This is a genomic window from Cupriavidus sp. FW305-27, assembly GCF_058787995.1.
In genome coordinates this window covers 62,198-78,796 of the sequence record NZ_JBYTAG010000003.1, presented here as the reverse complement: position 1 = coordinate 78,796, position 16,599 = coordinate 62,198, and the positions used below count along the sequence as shown (strand labels likewise).

Annotated in this window: 11 protein-coding genes and 1 pseudogene; 10 read left to right on the top strand and 2 right to left on the bottom strand. The window is 64.8% G+C overall.

All coding sequences use genetic code 11. The features are described 5' to 3' along the window. Positions 1-5: 5 nt before the first annotated feature. The 3 genes from AC3WRI_RS02270 (at position 6) to AC3WRI_RS02260 (ending at position 5,147) form a co-directional block, all read left to right on the top strand. Positions 6-2,108 carry an acetyl/propionyl/methylcrotonyl-CoA carboxylase subunit alpha gene (locus AC3WRI_RS02270; RefSeq protein ID WP_492292474.1) on the top strand — a complete coding sequence of 701 codons (2,103 nt, stop codon included), beginning with the start codon at positions 6-8 and terminating at the stop codon, positions 2,106-2,108. 79 nt (positions 2,109-2,187) lie between these two features. Beyond that, positions 2,188-4,050 carry an acyclic terpene utilization AtuA family protein gene (locus tag AC3WRI_RS02265; protein WP_492292472.1) on the top strand — a complete coding sequence of 621 codons (1,863 nt, stop codon included), beginning with the start codon at positions 2,188-2,190 and terminating at the stop codon, positions 4,048-4,050. 50 nt (positions 4,051-4,100) lie between these two features. Beyond that, positions 4,101-5,147 carry a Bug family tripartite tricarboxylate transporter substrate binding protein gene (locus AC3WRI_RS02260; RefSeq protein WP_011615513.1) on the top strand — a complete coding sequence of 349 codons (1,047 nt, stop codon included), beginning with the start codon at positions 4,101-4,103 and terminating at the stop codon, positions 5,145-5,147. Positions 5,148-5,161: 14 nt separating this feature from the next. On the opposite strand, the gene AC3WRI_RS02255 is transcribed toward AC3WRI_RS02260, so the two are convergent. After that, the gene (locus tag AC3WRI_RS02255) at positions 5,162-6,016 is read right to left on the bottom strand and encodes a LysR substrate-binding domain-containing protein (RefSeq protein ID WP_492292470.1); all 855 of its coding nucleotides are present in this window, start codon (positions 6,014-6,016) and stop codon (positions 5,162-5,164) included. A 71-nt stretch (positions 6,017-6,087) separates the two neighbouring features. Here AC3WRI_RS02255 and AC3WRI_RS02250 point away from each other — a divergent pair, with 71 nt between their 5' ends. The 4 genes from AC3WRI_RS02250 to AC3WRI_RS02235 all read left to right on the top strand — a co-directional run bounded on the left by AC3WRI_RS02250 (position 6,088) and on the right by AC3WRI_RS02235 (position 11,471). Continuing rightward, complete coding sequence (locus AC3WRI_RS02250) at positions 6,088-6,987, top strand: enoyl-CoA hydratase/isomerase family protein (RefSeq protein ID WP_492292468.1); 900 nt, start codon at positions 6,088-6,090, stop codon at positions 6,985-6,987. 41 nt (positions 6,988-7,028) lie between these two features. Then, on the top strand, positions 7,029-8,222 hold the full coding sequence (locus tag AC3WRI_RS02245; RefSeq protein WP_492292467.1) for a CaiB/BaiF CoA transferase family protein: 1,194 nt from the start codon (positions 7,029-7,031) through the stop codon (positions 8,220-8,222). A 932-nt stretch (positions 8,223-9,154) separates the two neighbouring features. Further along, the gene (locus AC3WRI_RS02240) at positions 9,155-10,825 is read left to right on the top strand and encodes an MASE1 domain-containing protein (RefSeq protein ID WP_492292465.1); all 1,671 of its coding nucleotides are present in this window, start codon (positions 9,155-9,157) and stop codon (positions 10,823-10,825) included. Then, entirely contained in the window at positions 10,806-11,471 is a 666-nt protein-coding gene (locus tag AC3WRI_RS02235) for a response regulator (protein ID WP_492292463.1), read from the top strand. The genes AC3WRI_RS02240 and AC3WRI_RS02235 overlap by 20 nt, the downstream gene beginning before the upstream one ends. Positions 11,472-11,899: 428 nt before the next feature. Here AC3WRI_RS02235 and AC3WRI_RS02230 read toward each other — a convergent pair whose 3' ends face one another. Beyond that, positions 11,900-12,823, bottom strand: coding sequence for a LysR family transcriptional regulator (locus AC3WRI_RS02230; RefSeq protein ID WP_010810611.1), 924 nt, complete (start codon positions 12,821-12,823; stop codon positions 11,900-11,902). Between the two features lie 124 nt (positions 12,824-12,947). On the opposite strand from AC3WRI_RS02230, the gene AC3WRI_RS02225 reads away from it, so the two are divergent. From AC3WRI_RS02225 to AC3WRI_RS02215, 3 genes and pseudogenes are all read left to right on the top strand, one after another. Next, positions 12,948-14,036, top strand: a complete 1,089-nt coding sequence (locus AC3WRI_RS02225) for a tartrate dehydrogenase (RefSeq protein ID WP_010810612.1) — start codon at positions 12,948-12,950, stop codon at positions 14,034-14,036. Positions 14,037-14,094: 58 nt separating this feature from the next. Then, positions 14,095-15,354 carry a glycerate kinase type-2 family protein gene (locus AC3WRI_RS02220; RefSeq protein WP_492292519.1) on the top strand — a complete coding sequence of 420 codons (1,260 nt, stop codon included), beginning with the start codon at positions 14,095-14,097 and terminating at the stop codon, positions 15,352-15,354. A 241-nt stretch (positions 15,355-15,595) separates the two neighbouring features. Further along, positions 15,596-16,579: pseudogene (locus AC3WRI_RS02215) on the top strand (tripartite tricarboxylate transporter substrate binding protein). The last annotated feature ends 20 nt before the right edge of the window (positions 16,580-16,599 follow it).

The following is a 16,599-nucleotide window of genomic DNA, read 5'->3' as shown; positions in this document are numbered from 1 at the left end:
GTCACATGCGCTTTGACACACTGCTTGTCGCCAACCGCGGAGAAATCGCACTGCGGGTCCTGCGCAGCGCGCGCAAGCTCGGCTTGCGCACGGTCGCCGTCTATTCGGACGCCGATGCCCGCAGCCTCCACGTGCGCGAGGCCGATCTGGCCGTGCGCATTGGACCGGCCGAGGCTGCCCGCAGCTATCGGCATGCCCATGCGCTGATCGAGGCATGCCGGCGCACCGGAGCCCAGGCGATACATCCGGGCTATGGATTCCTGTCTGAGAACGCGGAGTTCGCGCAGGCGGTCGCCGATGCGGAAATTACCTTCGTAGGGCCCTCTGCAGACGTCATTGCGTTGATGGGAAACAAGGCCCAGGCAAAGCTCGCCATGCAGAAAGCCGGCGTGCCGACTGTGCCAGGAGAACAGGGCTGCGCGACCGACGAGGAGGCAATCGCTGCGGTCGAGCGCATCGGCTTCCCGGTCATCCTGAAGGCGGCGGCAGGCGGGGGCGGCCGCGGCATGCGGGTCGTGCGCGATGCCTCGACCTTGCTGGCGGCGCTGCGACAGGCGCGCTCCGAGGCGGCAGGCGCATTCGGCTCTGACGAGATCGTCATCGAGCGCGCCATCGAACGGGGACGACACATCGAGATCCAGGTGCTGTGCGATGAACATGGTCGCTGCTTGCACCTCGGTGAGCGCGACTGTTCGACACAGCGGCGCTTCCAGAAGCTCATCGAGGAAGCCCCTTCGCCCGCGGTGAACGCCGAGCTGCGCCGCGCGATGGGAGAGGTCGCTGTGCGCGCCTGCGAGGCCATCGGGTACACGGGCGCCGGCACGCTCGAATTCCTGCTTGACGGAAAAGGACGCTTCTATTTCATGGAGATGAACACGCGGCTCCAGGTTGAGCACGGCGTGACAGAACTGGTCACGGGGCTGGACCTGGTGGAGCAGCAACTGCGCATTGCCCAGGGTGAGCGGCTCGCGTTCGGGCAGGAGGATGTACGCATGCGCGGCCATGCCATCGAGGTGCGGCTGTGTGCGGAGGACCCTGCGGCGGGCTTTCTGCCTCAGGTGGGCCGCGTCGACGTCTGGCGGCCGTCGCCCGACATCCGCGTTGATAGCGCGCTGCAGGACGGCATGGAGATCGGTTCCGACTACGACTCCATGGTCGGGAAGATCATGTCCTGGGGCGAGACGCGCGAGGAAAGCATCAACCGCCTGGTTCGGGCCTGCGAGCGCACGGCGCTGCTGGGCGTCCGAACGAACCTTGGCCTGCTCGCCCGCTGTCTGCGTCATTCACGCTTCGTGACCGGTGAAGTCACTACCGACTTCCTGGCGGGCGAAGACATGGGCGGCCCGGCCTGGCGAGCACAGCCGTCGGTGCATGCACGCGCCGCGGCGGCCTTGCTGCTGTCAGGCGCAGTCGGCCGCGAGTCATCTGGCATTCGCCGGCTGCCGGCTGGCCCGGCGCAGACGCGGGCGTTGTGGCTCGTGGACGCGACCCATGCGCTCAACGCGGGCGCCGCCGCGCAAGGGACGGCCAGCGCAGTCGAACTGCGGCCGTCCGATGACGGGGGCGAAGTTCTCATCAGCTTCCGGGCTGGCGCAGCGGTGCCCGCGCGCGACGGGAAGCGTTCCGAAGCGTGTGACGACGAGCCTGTCTGCAGCGTCGGCAATGTGCACTGGGCGCCGATCGCCGGCTCAGCCCGGGGACATGGCGGCACGCTCGGGTTGGCCGTCGATGGCGTGTACCGCCAGCTGCTGTGCGACTCGCCTCGGCGCGACGAATGGTGGCTGCAGGATGGCGCGGATACCTTCGTGTTCAGGCGGCTGGCGCGCTTCGAGGCCAGCGACGGCGAGGCGCGGGGAGGCAGCGTGCGGGCGCCGATGAGCGGGCGCGTGATCGCCGTCATGGTGGGTGAGGGCGACGCCGTCGAGCGAGGCCAGACCCTGGCCGTCATGGAGTCCATGAAGATGGAAATGCCCCTGGCCGCGCCAAGCACGGGACGCATTGCGCGCCTGCTTGTCCAGGAGGGCATGCAGCTCAATGCCGGCCAGGTGCTGATCGAAGTCGGCGCGGGCGCCGAGGAGGGTGCCGTCCAAGCCCAGGAGGCGACCTGACTGCACGGAAGCCGAAACGCAGATCGGACCCGCGGGGCACGACCACAAACACGTCCGCACACACTACAGGAGAGCATGAATGGGCCAAAACGCAAAGTCCGGCCGCGCGGTTGTCATTGGCGGCGCATCGGGATTCTGGGGCGACTCGCAGATTGCCGTCCCGCAATTGCTGCAGGAGCCGGAACTGGGCTACCTCGTCTTCGACTACCTGGCCGAGACCACCATGGCGATCCTTCAGCGAGCGCGCCTTCGGGCGCCGGAGCTGGGTTATGCAACGGATTTTGTCAGCGCGGCGCTGAGGCCCAACCTGCGGGCTCTGAAGCAGCGTGGGGTGCGCCTGGTGTCCAACGCAGGCGGCCTTAACCCGGCAGGCTGCCGCGATGCCATCCTTGCCTTGGCGCGAGAGCAAGGGCTGGAGCTGAAGGTGGCGATCGTATCCGGCGACGACGTGCTGGCACTTCAGGGGAGATTCCTGCCTTGGCCCGGTGACGAGGCCGATGCCAGCCTCCCGCGGTTGATGTCGGCCAATGCCTACCTCGGTGCCCTGCCCATTGCCGAGGCACTGCACGGCGGCGCGGACATTGTCGTCACCGGCCGTTGCGTGGATAGTGCCGCGCTGCTTGGCATTGCCATCCACGAGTTCGGATGGTCGATGCAGGACTACGACCGGCTGGCGCAGGGCAGCCTTGCAGGCCACTTGGTGGAGTGCGGGGCGCAGGCCACGGGCGGGCTGTTCACGGACTGGGAGCGCGTACCGGACTGGACCAACATTGGCTACCCGCTGGTGCGCATGACAGCCGACGGCGTATTCGAGCTCTACCAGCCGTTTGACGCGGGCGGACTGGTGACGCGCCAGACCGTGGGCGAGCAGCTGCTCTACGAGATCGGTGATCCGCAGGCCTATGCGCTGCCTGATGTGGTCTGCGATTTCTCCGAGGTCCGCATCGAGGACCTGCCGGGCTTCGAAGCCAGTGGCGGCCGCGTGCGCGTCAGTGGGGCGCGGGGAAGGGCGCCCGGCGATTGCTACAAGGTGACAGCGACCTACCAGCAGGGCTACCAGATTGCACTGATGATGGCCATTCGCGGACAGCGGGCGTTGGAGAAGGCCGAGCGTACGGCGCAAGCGCTGCTGGCGCGTAGCCGCGGCCTGATGGCCAAGGCCGGCCATGCCGACTACAGCGACACCCTGGTGGAGTTGCTAGGCGCCGAATCCATGTACGGGCCGCATCGTCGCGTACGAGACAGCCGGGAGGTGGTGCTGCGCATTGCTGCCCAGCACGATGACAAGCAAGCGTTGACGTTCTTGCAGAAGGAGGCGGCGTCAGCCGGCACCTCCATGGGGCCGGGAACGCGCAGCCACTTTGGCGGGCGTTCGGATATCCAGAGTGTGATCCGCACGGCCTCGTTCCTGCTCCCCAAGCAGGAGGTGACGGTGCAATGGAGGCTGGCTGACGAGCCGGCGACAACGGTGGCGGTGCCGGCGTGTGGTGTGCCCTCGGAGCGGCCGGCAATGACTTCGCACACGCCCCGGAGACCGCCTGGGGACGAGCCGCGGCAGGACGCGCGCGGCCTCGTGCGTATTCCGCTCGGCACACTGGCGGTCGGGCGCAGCGGCGACAAAGGCAACGATGCCAACATCGGATTGATGGTGCGCGATCCTGCGTGGCTGCCTGTGGTCAGCGCGCAGGCGACGGCGCAGAGGGTACGCGACTACTTTGCGCATCTGATTGAAGGCCCGGTGAAACGCTACGAACTGCCGGAAATCGGCGCCTTCAACTTTGTACTGGAAAAGGCACTGGGTGGCGGTGGTTCCTGCAGCCTGCGTTCCGATCCGCTGGGCAAGTGCTATGCACAGATGCTGCTGGACATGGAAATCGAATGTCCCGCGGACCTTCTGCCAGAAACGGCGGCGGGGACAGCGGGGACCGCGCCCACACCTTGACCGGGCGGCAGGGCACTTTGCGACCGACAACGAACCAGGAGACATGAGCCATGCAAGCGACACAGCAACCAGACTATCAAGCTCAGAGCACCACGCGGCGGCTCGCCAAGCGACGATGCCGCGTCGCCGTGAGCGCGCTGGGTGCCATCCTGTGGGGCGCTGCAGCCAGCGCCCAGCCAACGTCCACTCCCGGCACTGATCGCATCGACAAGCCGGTGCGCATCATCGTTGCTTACGGCGCCGGCGGGGCTTCGGACAGCATCGCGCGTTTCGTGGGCGACGGACTCTCCAGGCGTGCCGGCAAGCCCGTGATCGTAGAAAACAAGTCCGGTGCTGACGGCAACATTGCAGCCGACGCTGCAGTCCGCGCGTCGACCGATGCTTACACGCTGCTGGTGTCCGGCTCATCGACGCACGCGGCAAACGCCACCATCTACCGCAAACTTCCCTATGACCCGGAAGCGGACTTCACGCCGCTGGCCACAATGGCCAGCACACCCTTCGTGTTGCTCGTGAATCCAAAGCGTGTTCACGCAGCAACGTTCAAGGAGTTCCTGGCATGGGCCAGGAAGGAGAGCAATCCGCTTTCCTTTGCGAGCGCCAACGTGGGAGGCCGTATCAGCGGGGAGTTGTTCAAGCAACGAGCAGGCGTCAAGGCAGTCAGCGTTCCGTACAAGAACAGCAGCCAGGCCATGACGGACCTGCTTGGCGGCCAGTTCGACTACTACCTGTGCGACATGGTCACCGCGCTGCCGCAGATCCAGGCCGGAACCGTGCGCGCCCTGGCAATCTCCAGCTCCGAACGAGTTCAGTCATTACCTGATGTGCCGACACTGGCGGAAAGCGGATTCCCGGACTTTGACGTCAGTTCGTGGATCGGCATCTGGAGCGCTAACGCGTCGACGCCCCAGCCTGTGGCCAGGCTGTTGTCGCGCTGGATCGCCGATACGCTGGACTCGCCCGATGGTCGTCATTTCCTCATCGGCAAGGGCCTGATTCCGGCCAAGGTTGCCCCGATGCATCTGCAGGAGTTGCAGCGGCGCGACACCAAGCTCTGGGGAAAAATCATCATTGACGCGGGAATGCAGCAGCCATGAAGGCCATAGCACGTTCAGCGCGGCGAGATCAGGCGGCTGATGCCCAGTGCGCTCTCGCTAAGCTTGTCGGTGCGCGCATAGAGCCGGTAGCTGATGGTCGGCAGCGCTGGCATGCCGGCGTGAGGGTCCAGGACCTTCAGGTCAGGGGCCAGCATCTCCACGGTGCGAGGCGTGACCCCCATGCCCGCTCGCAATGCCGCCCGGATACCCGCCAGCGTCGAGGTTTGGAAAGCGACACGCCAGGGGATGTTCGCGTCCGACAGGGACTTGATTGCCATGCTATGAAACGGACAGGCCCCCTCGATGAGCACGAGCGGTACCGGCGCGCCGGGCTGATGGTGGTATCGCGCGCCTGCGATCCAGGTTACGGGAGAGGTGCGCAGCACGACCTGATCGAACTCCGGGTTGGGCACAGGGTCAAGCATGACGACCAGGTCAATCTCGCCGCGGCGCAGGGACGAGGTCAGCCAACGGCGGCGGCCAACCTGGATGTCCACGCGCAGGCCGGGAAAAACCTCTGCACACATCTTCAGGTATTCGGGAATGAGCGAGTCGACGGCATCCGCGCAAGCTCCGACTTTCACCGGTTCGTCGAAGGCTCTCTGGGTCATGGCGCGATAAGCCTCATCGTTCAGGCCGACGATGCGACGCGCGTAGTCCAGGAGCCTGGTGCCCGCCGTGGTCAGGCGTTTGCTGCGTCCAACGCGCTCGAACAACACGCAGTCGAGCGCGGCCTCCAGCTTTTGCATCTGCTGCGACACGGCCGCCTGGGTGCGGAAGACCTGCTCTGCCGCCACAGCGAAGTTTTCTTTCTCTGCCACGGCAACGAACGTGCGAAGCAGGCCGATGTCAAGGTTGCGAAAGCTCATGTCGAATAGCGTTGCGGCGGCCGCTTGCAAGTTGTCGTGATTCCCAACATTAACATTCAGGATTGAACAGCGTGACTTCCAGCGTATCCTCCACACCCATCGAAGCTACGGGGCCGTCTGTCATCACGGACGCACCGTTCGTTCGCACCGTCGTTCACGGAGCCGTTTTTCGCATCGAGCTTAACCGATCCGATGCGAGGAATCCACTGGGCGCCGACATGGTTGCGGCCTTGTCAAAGGCGGTTGATCAGGCCGAGCAAATGGATGACGTGCGGATCATCCTCTTCACCGCAGCGGGAAAGGCCTTCAGTGCTGGTGGGGATCTCGGCAATATCTCGGACCGCCTGGCGGTCAAGCTCGGCGCGGATGGCCAGGATCCCATCGCGGTGGGTAACCGGCGCTATGGCGAGTTCCTTGCCCGGCTCATCCGGTCGTCGAAGGTCACGGTGGCCTGTGTGCACGGCGCAGCCATGGGCGGAGGCGCGGGCCTTGTATGCGCGGTGGATATCGCCATCGGTTCACCCGCGGCCCGGTTCGGCTTTCCAGAGGCCGGTATTGGCCTGGTGCCCGGGCAAATCCTGCCTTTCGTCAGCGCACGCATTGGCGTTCAAGTAGCGCGCCGCCTCATGCTCACCGGTGAACGGATCGATGGCGCGGAGGCCCACCGTCTCGGGTTGCTGGATTACCTTGCCGAATCCGAGGAGGCGTTGCCTGCGCGCGTGCGGGAAATTCTGGGGTCCGTCGTTGCCACGGCACCCGCAGCCAGCGCTGCAACCAAGTGCCTTCTGACGCAGATGCGCCCACTTTCGGCACAGTCGCACGAGGCATTGACGCACTACCTGGACACTGCCTCCGTCAAGTTTGCGCAGCAGATGCGCTCCGAAGCGGTGGAAGGCGTGACAGCCGCCCGGGAGCGCAGGCCGGCGCTCTGGAACGTGGGGGCCGAACTGCCGCCGCTTGCGGCGAACTGAACCACACGCGTCGAACGTCAACTTTTCGGAGGTTGGAAATCATGGCATCGCTGGAAGGCTTGAAGGTCGTGGATCTGTCCCGCGTACTTGGTGGTCCCCTGTGTGCGCAGATCCTCGGGGATCACGGTGCCAACGTGATCAAGGTGGAAGGTCCGATGGGCGATGAGACGCGCACCTGGGGGCCGCCCTTTAATGAGGCTGGCATGGCTTCGTACTTCGCGGGCATCAATCGCAACAAGCGCACTGTGTGCCTCGACCTCGCGTTGCCGCAAGGACGCGAAGTACTGATGCAGCTGCTCACCGAAGCGGACGTGCTTATCGAGAACTTCAAGGTCGGCACCCTGGAGCGTTGGGGGATGGGGTACGACGACGTGCTCTCCTTGCGCTTTCCAAGGCTGATCCATTGTCGTGTCACGGGCTTCGGTGCGACGGGGCCGCTCGGTGGGCTGCCCGGCTACGACGCCGCGGTACAGGCGCTCGGTGGCATCATGAGCATCAACGGTGACCCGGATGGAACGGCCACGCGCGTTGGGGTGCCGATCGTCGATGTGACGACTGGTCTGAGCGCCGTGATCGGGGTGTTGTTGGCCTTGCATGAGCGTGAGCGCAGCGGTAAAGGACAGTCCATTGAGTCGGCACTGTATGACAACGCTCTGTTCTCCCTATACCCACACTCCATCAACACGCTCTTCACCGCCAAGGCTCCGATGCGGTCTGGCAATGGCCATCCGAACATCGCGCCCTACGACACCTATGCCACTGCCACTGAGCCCATCTATCTCGCGGTCGGCAACAATGGCCAGTTTCAGCGGCTGTGCGAAGCGGTGGACCGAACGGAACTGGCGGTCGATGCGCGCTACGCAACCAATGCTCAGCGAGCCGTACATCGTTTCGAGCTCAAGCGCGATCTTGAGGCCGCCTTCAGCCGCTTCGAAGCGCAGTCGCTGTTCGAACACCTGGTGGCAGTTGGCGTGCCGTGCGGTGTCATCCACAACGTGGTCGAGGCGCTGAACCACCCGCACACGGCACACCGGGGCATGGTGGCTGAAATTGGAAAATTCAAGTCGGTCGCTTCGCCGGTCAAGCTTAGCCGCACGCCGGCAACGTACCGTGAAGCTCCGCAAGAGATCGGCGCGAACACGGTGGAGGTGCTGCGCGAGGCGGGCCTTACGGAATCACAGATCGAAAAGCTGCTCGAGCAGGGGGTGGCGCTTCAGCGCAAGCGCACTCCGTAAGGTGCAACCCCGACAGCGGAGCCGCACACTGGCGACATCATGGCCGCACTGAAATCCGGCCATCGGTCGGAGCGATTTTTTTGGCTGTTGACTGCTGCAGCGGCCTCGGCAATACCGCTCCGCTCACGGCAAAAAAAAATCCCCCGAGGCTGTTACTTGGGGGAGGTGCTGGTCTGTGGGCCGGAGACGCTGAGTCCCGGCCACGAATTTTTTGAGGAGACACTCTTTTCTGTAGTTCCTTACATGCTGTGGTCAACGAGTCCATCGCGGTTGGTGATTCTCGCGCCATCGGTGTACACGTCGCGCCTATCCGAGACTTTCGCCCCGTCTGAATAGACGTCAAACTTTGTGGTCTTGCCCCCATCGGAATATGGGTCTCGCGGCCCCATCACGCTGGCGCCGTCAGTGTAGACATCCCGCGTTCCGATGCCGGCATAGGCGATTCCGGCACTAAGCGCCGCACCCGCCGCAGCGAGCAGTATGACTGTCTTTACCATTTTTCTTACCTCCATTTCAGGTCGTTGCAAAAACACCGAAACGATTCTTCTTTCGCTTCAGTTTGAGGGTCGCAACTTCGCACAAGTGCAATGAAATGTAGGCCTTGGCGGCAAGCATATGAATCGGGCTTTTTTCCGAAAAGAGGCTAGGGGATTGCCCTAGCCGGTGGCAGGCAGATTCAGTCCTGCATTACTGCACGGTGGCGATCGAATCCATCCGGCAACTCTTACCGCGCAAGGGAGTTCTGGCGTAGATTCATAGTAGTGTTGTGGCACCATGGTTTTGCAGCGCTTCGCCTTGCATCGATTCGGTGCAGGCTCGTGATTTGCCGCAGGTGCATGGAACATTCACTTTCGCAAGAGTGTCGTCATTCCGTTTAACCACAGAAATGACTGGATGTGACAGTGTCGGTTCCCGGGGGTTTGAAGCGAACCATGTTTATTGTCCCGCGCAACTTAAGGCTCAGACTTTTCGTCCATACCGGACTTGTCGCTTTGGCGTATTTCGCAAGTGCAAAGCTGGGACTGGCTTATGCAGTAGTGGGCGGTGCGGTGTCTCTGGTGTGGCCTGCCAGCGGCGTGGCCCTGGTTGCGCTCCTTGTCATGGGTTTCGCAGCTGCCCCGGGAATTGCCATTGGCTCCTTTTTTGCCAATATGTCGGTCGGCGTGCCACTGCCAATGGCCGCGCTGATTGGCTTCGGCGCGACGGCTGCAGCCTTGACGGCCACGTTGCTGTTGACGCGCGTGGCCCGGTTCCGGATCACCCTCGACCGCGTCAGGGACGTATTGGCCTTCATCATCCTGGCCGCGACAGTCAGCACAGCAGTGAGTGCCCTGATTGGTGCGACTGCTCTCCTTGGCGGGGGCCGGGTGTCGGCTTCCGAGTACGGCAAAGCAGTCCTGGAATGGTGGCTCGGTGACATGATGGGGGTGCTGGTAGTGGCTCCGCCCCTGCTCAGCCTGCTTGCGAGTCCTGGCCCTGTGCACTCCACAAAGCAGGCCGTGGAAGCGTGCGGACTGACCGTTGCCATGCTCTGGGCAAGTTACCTCATCTTCGGCGCTCCCGAGCTTGCCGGGCACGGCTATTACCCTTCAGCCCTGGCGATTCTTCCGTTCATCATCTGGGCGGCTCTGCGTTTCGATCACCTTGGCACCACCTTCGCAACCTTGCTGGTCTCGATCGTTGCCATCTGGGGCACCACCAACGGCACCGGTCCCTTTGCCGCAGTGTCTCCAGTGGATAGCCTTGTGAGATGGTGCGCCTTCGCGAACGTCGTGGCAGTCACCGGGCTGCTGCTGGTGGCGGCACATGCCCAGGAGAAGCGCGTCCATAGCCTGCTGCAGGCATCCCAAATCGAACTGGAGGGGCGCGTGCGGGAGCGAACCCGGGACCTGCAGCGGGCAAACCATGAACTGAAGCAGGAGATGGCGCGGCGTCGCCTGCTGGAAGCGGAGCTGATCCGGATCGGCGACCAGCAGCAGAGACTCATCGGCCGGGAGCTGCATGACGGCCTCGGGCAGCACCTCACCAGCCTGGGCTTCTACTGCACGAGCCTGAATCAAACGCTGCAGAAGCATGGCCACCCGGCTGCGGCGGACGCGGCTACCATCGTCGGACTGGTGAAGCAGGCGTCCTTGATGACTCGCAAGATTGCCCACGGCCTGGACCCGGTCGCCATGGAGTCCGGAGGCCTTGCGCTCGCCCTGCAGAGGCTGGCGCAGACGACCTGCGCGCTGGATGGCATTGACTGTACGCTGCGCATCGGGTCGGACGTGGACTTGCTCGATCCGCCGATGCAGATCAACCTTTATCGTGCGGCGCAGGAAGCCGTGAACAACGCGCTGAAATACAGCCAGGGACACCACATCGGGATCGACCTTGAGCGCGAAGGCGGGATGCAGCGGCTTTCCATCAGTGACGACGGGGTGGGGGTGGACCCGGAGCAAATGGAGCGTGCCTCGGGACTGGGACTTCACAACCTGCGTCACCGGGCGAGCCTCCTGGGCGGCTCCTGCACGATCACCCGCAATGCTCTGGGCGGCACCACGGTTGCCATCAGCTATCCGATACCAGAGAGTCCGGGCCATGCAACAGAACCCATCTAGCCCGGGCCGCGCAACCCAGATCCTGATCGTGGATGACCACCCCATCATCCGCGAGGGGTTAAGCCAAATGCTGAATCTGCATGAGGACCTGCACGTCTGCTGTGCGGCCGGCAGTGCCGAAGAGGCTCTGGCGTTGATGGCCTGCCAGCCTGACGTGGCCGTTGTCGACCTCAGCCTGCACTCGAACTCGGGCCTGGATCTTGTCAGGATGCTGCGGCAACACTATCCAAGGCTGGCAATCCTTGTCCTCAGCATGCATGACGAAACGCTGTTTGCCGAACGCGCACTGCGCGCAGGCGCCAACGGGTATCTGATGAAACTCGAGGCCACGGAGCATATTGTGAATGCCATCCGCGAGGTGCTGGCAGGCAATGTCTACCTGAGCGCCGCCATGCATGACAAGCTGGCGCGGGCCCTGAAGGCTCCTCAAAGAAGCCGCGCGGGCTCGATCGCAAGCTTGTCGGAACGGGAGTTCGAAGTCCTGCACCTGATCGGGCTTGGCTTCAGCACCCGCCAGATCGCCGGGAAACTGAATCGCAGCGTCAAGACCATCGAGGCGCATCAGGCCAACATCAAGGAAAAGCTGGACATCCCCAACGGCAAGGAGTTGATGCGCTTCGCGATTCAGTGGATCGAGAGCCAATAGGGGTTGAGTTGCTTTCGCCTGCTTGAACGCTCGACTGCTCGCGGCCCTGGGCCGGACGGAAGCCTGGTAGCGCGTGTCAAGGGCGGGGAACGTCCCACATAAGCTGCGTTCAGATCTGAAGTGAAGATCGATTTAGCTGGCCCGGGCCCGCACCGCAGTCCGCTTCTGGTGCCGCAGCGAATCTCGTTAGTCTCTTTTTTCCCCCGAACGGGGCGTTCCGCCCATGGCGGAATTTGCATACACTCGCCCACTCCGTGGACCAACGGCCAGCACAGGCGGTCCATCGTGATCTGTGGGCCGTCGGTGGGGATTCCACAGGGGGCGGCGCGGGCCCGGGGTTTGGGCGCTTCTGTCCCTTTCCGGTCGTTCAACCGGTAGATTCGAATACACGCCTGGCGGCCCGGACGCCGGAAAACAACCTGCTGCGTTTACTTCCCAAACTCACTGAACCTGGCCGCCAGGAATTCCACGAACAGCCGGATCCGGGACGACAGCTGGTGCCGCTGCTGGTAGACGGCATAGATGTCCGCCTCGGGCGTCGCGTATTGCGGCAGTACCTGCACCAGGCGGCCACTGCGCAGGAACCGCTCGATGTCCCACTCGGCGCGCATCAGGATGCCGTGGCCTTGCAGCGCCCAGTTGACCGCGATCTCGCCGTCATTGGTGGTGAGGTTGCCGCGCACATGGACCGATTCGGTCCGCGCCTTGGTCCCTTTGCCTGAGGTCAGGCGCCACACGCCATAGGCGTCGCTGCCCTGGCGGATGCCGATGCAGTTGTGCTGGCGCAGGTCGGCGGGCGTGTGCGGGGTGCCGTGGCTGCGCAGGTACTTGGGCGAGGCGCACAGCAGGCGCCGGTTCGGCGCCAGCTTCCGGGCCACGATGCGGGCGTCGGGCGGCTGGCCGAAGCGGACGCAGACGTCGAAGGCATCTTCGGTCAGCGGCGGCGGGTCGGCGGACAGCTGGAGCTGGACATCGACCTCGGGGTAGGTGGCGACATACTCGGAAATCACCGGCGCCACATGCATGCGCCCGAACCCCAGCGTGGCATTGACCCGCAGCAGGCCGCTCGGCCGGCCCTTTGAGCGGGTCAGGATCTGGTCCAGGTCGTCGATCTCGCTGAGGATGCGCCGCGCGTGCTCCAGGTAGACCTCGCCCTCCGGCGTCAGGCTCATGCGCCGCGTGGTGCGCGTCACCAGCGGCATGCCGATGCGCGCTTCCATCTGCGCCAGCCGCTTGCTGACCGCGGCGGTAGTGATCCCAAGGTCGCGCGCGGCCGCGCTCAGGCTGCCTGCCGTGGCCACCGACGTGAAGAATCCCAGTTCTGACGGTTGGATGCCGGACGATAGCGCCATTCCATCTTTAATTTCAGGTTAACAATGGTTTAACTCTACAAGCGATCCAAAACCTTGTCCACGGCCCAGAATCCGCCCCATGCACTCAACTCGTATTTGAATCGATCTGGACCAGGAGACACGGATGAAGACGTACCGCATTGCAACGATCCCCGGCGATGGCATTGGCAAGGAGGTGGTGCCGGCCGGCCGTGAAGTGATGGAGGCGCTGGCGGCTGCCGGTGCTGACTTCCGCTTTGAGTTCGAAGACTTCGACTGGGGTGGCGACTACTATCGCCAGCACGGCGTGATGATGCCCGCCGACGGCCTGGATGCGCTGCGCGACAAGGATGCCATCCTGTTCGGCTCCGCCGGCGACCCGCATATTCCCGATCACATCACGCTCTGGGGCCTGCGCCTGAAGATCTGCCAGGGCTTCGACCAGTACGCCAACGTGCGCCCGACGCGCATCCTGCCCGGCATCGATGCGCCGCTCAAGCGCTGCGCCGCGGAAGACCTGAACTGGGTGATCGTGCGCGAGAACTCGGAAGGCGAGTATTCGGGCGTGGGCGGCCGCGTGCACCAGGGCCACCCGATCGAGGCGGCCACCGACGTCAGCATGATGACCCGCGTAGGGGTGGAGCGCATCCTGCGCTTTGCCTTCAAGCTGGCCCAGTCGCGTCCGCGCAAGCTGCTGACGGTGATCACCAAATCCAACGCGCAGCGTCACGCCATGGTGATGTGGGATGAGGTGGCCGTGCAGGTAGCCAGGGACTTCCCGGACGTTACCTGGGACAAGGAACTCGTCGATGCGGCCACGGCGCGCATGGTGAACCGTCCGGCCTCGCTGGACACCATCGTCGCCACCAACCTGCATGCCGACATCCTGAGCGACCTGGCGGCGGCGCTGGCTGGCAGCCTGGGCATCGCCCCGACCGGCAATATCGATCCGGAGCGCCGCTACCCGTCGATGTTCGAGCCCATCCACGGCTCGGCCTTCGACATCATGGGCAAGGGCCTGGCCAACCCGGTAGGCACCTTCTGGTCGGTGGTCATGCTGCTGGAACACCTGGGCGAAAACGAGGCGGCGCAGCGCGTGATGCAGGCCGTCGAAGCTGTCACCGCCAACCCCGCGCTGCACACCGGCGACCTGGGCGGCAAGGCGACTACCGCTGAAGTGACCAGGGCGGTGTGCGACCTGCTTGCCGCTGGCCAGCAAGCGAAGGCCGCCTGAGCGCAAGGGCCGTTTCGTGAGCCTGCAATTTTCCGAGCCCAACGTGTTGCTGCGGCGCATGTTCGATGCGGCGGTCGCAGCCGCCCAGCCGGCCAGGACCCTGGCGCGGCACCTGCCGCCGCCGCCGCGCGGACGCACCGTCGTCATTGGCGCGGGCAAGGCCTCGGCGGCGATGGCGAGCGCGCTGGAAGCGGCATGGCCCGGGCCGCTTGAAGGCCTGGTGGTTACCCGCTACGGCTATGCGGTGCCGTGCTCGCGCATCGAGATCGTGGAGGCCGCTCACCCCGTGCCGGACGATGCCGGGCTGGCCGCTTCGCAGCGCATGCTGGCGATGGTGGCGGGCCTGGCCGAGGACGACCTGGTGATCTGCCTGGTCTCCGGCGGCGGATCGTCGCTGCTGCCGCTGCCGCTTGCCGGCATTACGCTCGACGACAAGCAGCGCGTCAATCGCGCGCTGCTGAAGTCCGGCGCCACGATTTCGGAGATGAATTGCGTGCGCCGGCACCTGTCCGCCATCAAGGGCGGCCGGCTGGCAGCCGCATGCTATCCGGCGCGCGTGCTGAACCTGCTGGTTTCCGATGTGCCGGGCGATGACCCCATCGATATCGCCTCTGGCCCGACCGTGCCTGACCCGACCACGCGCGCCGATGCGCTGGCCATCGTCAAGCAGTATGCGATCGACCTTCCGCCCAATGTGATGGCAGTGCTGGCGTCCGACGCGGCCGAGACGCTCAAGTCCGGCGACCCGCGCCTGCCGCGCATCCGCACCGAGTTCATCGCCACGCCCCGGCTGGCGCTGGAAGCGGCGGCGCAGGTGGGCCGCGACGCAGGCTTCGCCGTGCACGTGCTGGGCGACGCCATCGAAGGTGAGGCCCGCGATGTCGGCAAGGTCATGGGCGGTATCGCGCCGGCAGCCGCCAGGCATGGCCAGCTGTTTGCGGCACCGTGCGTGCTGCTGTCCGGCGGCGAGACCACGGTCACAGTGCGGGGCGCGGGCAGGGGCGGCAGGAACGTGGAGTTACTGCTGTCGCTGTCGCTGACGCTGCGCGGCGAACCCGGCATTCATGCGATTGCGGGCGACACCGACGGCGTCGACGGCCAGGAAGAGATCGCGGGTGCCGTGATCGGCCCCGACACGCTGGAACGTGCCTGGCGCGCCGGACTGCGTCCGCAGGATGCGCTGGCCGCCAACGACGGCCATGGATTTTTCGAGGCGCTGGGGGATGCCGTCATCACCGGCCCCACGCTGACCAACGTCAACGACTTTCGCGCGATCTTGCTGACGCGCGCCTCTGGAGCTTGCGGTGCTCTGCCATGAAGTGGTGGATGTGCTGGAGATGACCAACCTGGCCAGCCACACCGTGCTGAAGGAGCAGTTCGGCGTGGCCGGCAGCAGATCGTCATCGCGGCCGGCCTGCCGTTCACCGTGGCCGGCACCGCCAACCTGCTGCGCATCGCGCAGGTCCAGCAGGCAGACATCAGACAGGGGGGCCAAGGCGCTATCAAGCACTAATCAGCCGAAAACCGGCTGCAAACATAGAACATTCAGGAGACAAAGCATGCGTGGTACTGAACTCGTGCGTCGTATTTCCGGCGTGGCCGTGCTGGCAGCCGGCTTTATCCTCAGCGGCACTTGCCTGGCACAGGAATGGCCGGCCAAGCCGATCACCGTGGTGGTGCCGTTCCCGTCGGGCGGGACTACCGACGTGCTGGCCCGCGCGCTGGGCGACCAGTTGTCGAAGAGCCTGGGCCAGCCCGTGATCGTCGAGAACCGGCCCGGCGCCGGCGCCACCGTGGGCGCGGACTACGTCGCCAAGGGCAAGCCGGACGGCTACACCCTGCTGATGGGCGCGGTCCACCATACGATTGCCAGCAGCGTCTACAAGAAGCTGCCCTACAGCTTCCAGAAGGACCTGGCACCCATTGCCACGGTCGCCATGGTGCCCAACGTGCTGGTCATCAATGCCGCCAAGACTCCGGCGAAGGACGTCAGCGAACTGGTGGCCCTGGCGAAGAAGGCAGCGCCGGAGTTTGCCTATGGCTCCAATGGCAACGGCACCGCGCAGCACCTGATCGGCACCCAGTTCCAGGCCGCCACGGGTGCGCCGCTGCTGCACGTGCCCTAGGGCAGTGGCCCGCTGACCACCGATCTGCTCGGCGGACAGGTGACGATGTCGTTCGATACCCTGACGCCGGTGCTGCAGCACATCAAGTCGGGCAAGCTGCGCGCCCTGGCCGTGACCACCGCGCGGCGCTCCAGCGTCCTGCCTGATGTGCCGACGCTGGAAGAGGCGGGGCTGAAGGGCTTCGATATCGGCACCTGGTTCGGCGTGCTGGCGCCGGCCGCCACGCCAGCGCCCATCGTCACCCGGCTGAACGCCGAGATCGTCAAGATCGTGAAATCGCCGGACTTCCAGCAGCGCATGGTGGCGGTCGGGGCCGAGCCGATGGCGAGCACGCCGCAGGAGTTTGCCAAGCGGATCCAGGACGAGACGGTCAAGTTCGCCAGGCTGGTGAAGGACGGGAAGGTGACGATCGAGTAGGCGACCCGCCGTCACTCGGT

Bases quoted from the DNA above. Each gene is read 5' to 3' on its own strand.
- AC3WRI_RS02270 (WP_492292474.1), top strand. From the start codon at position 6: ATGCGCTTTGACACACTGCTTGTCGCCAACCGCGGAGAAATCGCACTG.
- AC3WRI_RS02265 (WP_492292472.1), top strand. From the start codon at position 2,188: ATGGGCCAAAACGCAAAGTCCGGCCGCGCGGTTGTCATTGGCGGCGCA.
- AC3WRI_RS02260 (WP_011615513.1), top strand. From the start codon at position 4,101: ATGCAAGCGACACAGCAACCAGACTATCAAGCTCAGAGCACCACGCGG.
- AC3WRI_RS02255 (WP_492292470.1), bottom strand. From the start codon at position 6,016: ATGAGCTTTCGCAACCTTGACATCGGCCTGCTTCGCACGTTCGTTGCC.
- AC3WRI_RS02245 (WP_492292467.1), top strand. From the start codon at position 7,029: ATGGCATCGCTGGAAGGCTTGAAGGTCGTGGATCTGTCCCGCGTACTT.
- AC3WRI_RS02240 (WP_492292465.1), top strand. From the start codon at position 9,155: ATGTTTATTGTCCCGCGCAACTTAAGGCTCAGACTTTTCGTCCATACC.
- AC3WRI_RS02235 (WP_492292463.1), top strand. From the start codon at position 10,806: ATGCAACAGAACCCATCTAGCCCGGGCCGCGCAACCCAGATCCTGATC.
- AC3WRI_RS02230 (WP_010810611.1), bottom strand. From the start codon at position 12,823: ATGGCGCTATCGTCCGGCATCCAACCGTCAGAACTGGGATTCTTCACG.
- AC3WRI_RS02225 (WP_010810612.1), top strand. From the start codon at position 12,948: ATGAAGACGTACCGCATTGCAACGATCCCCGGCGATGGCATTGGCAAG.
- AC3WRI_RS02220 (WP_492292519.1), top strand. From the start codon at position 14,095: ATGTTCGATGCGGCGGTCGCAGCCGCCCAGCCGGCCAGGACCCTGGCG.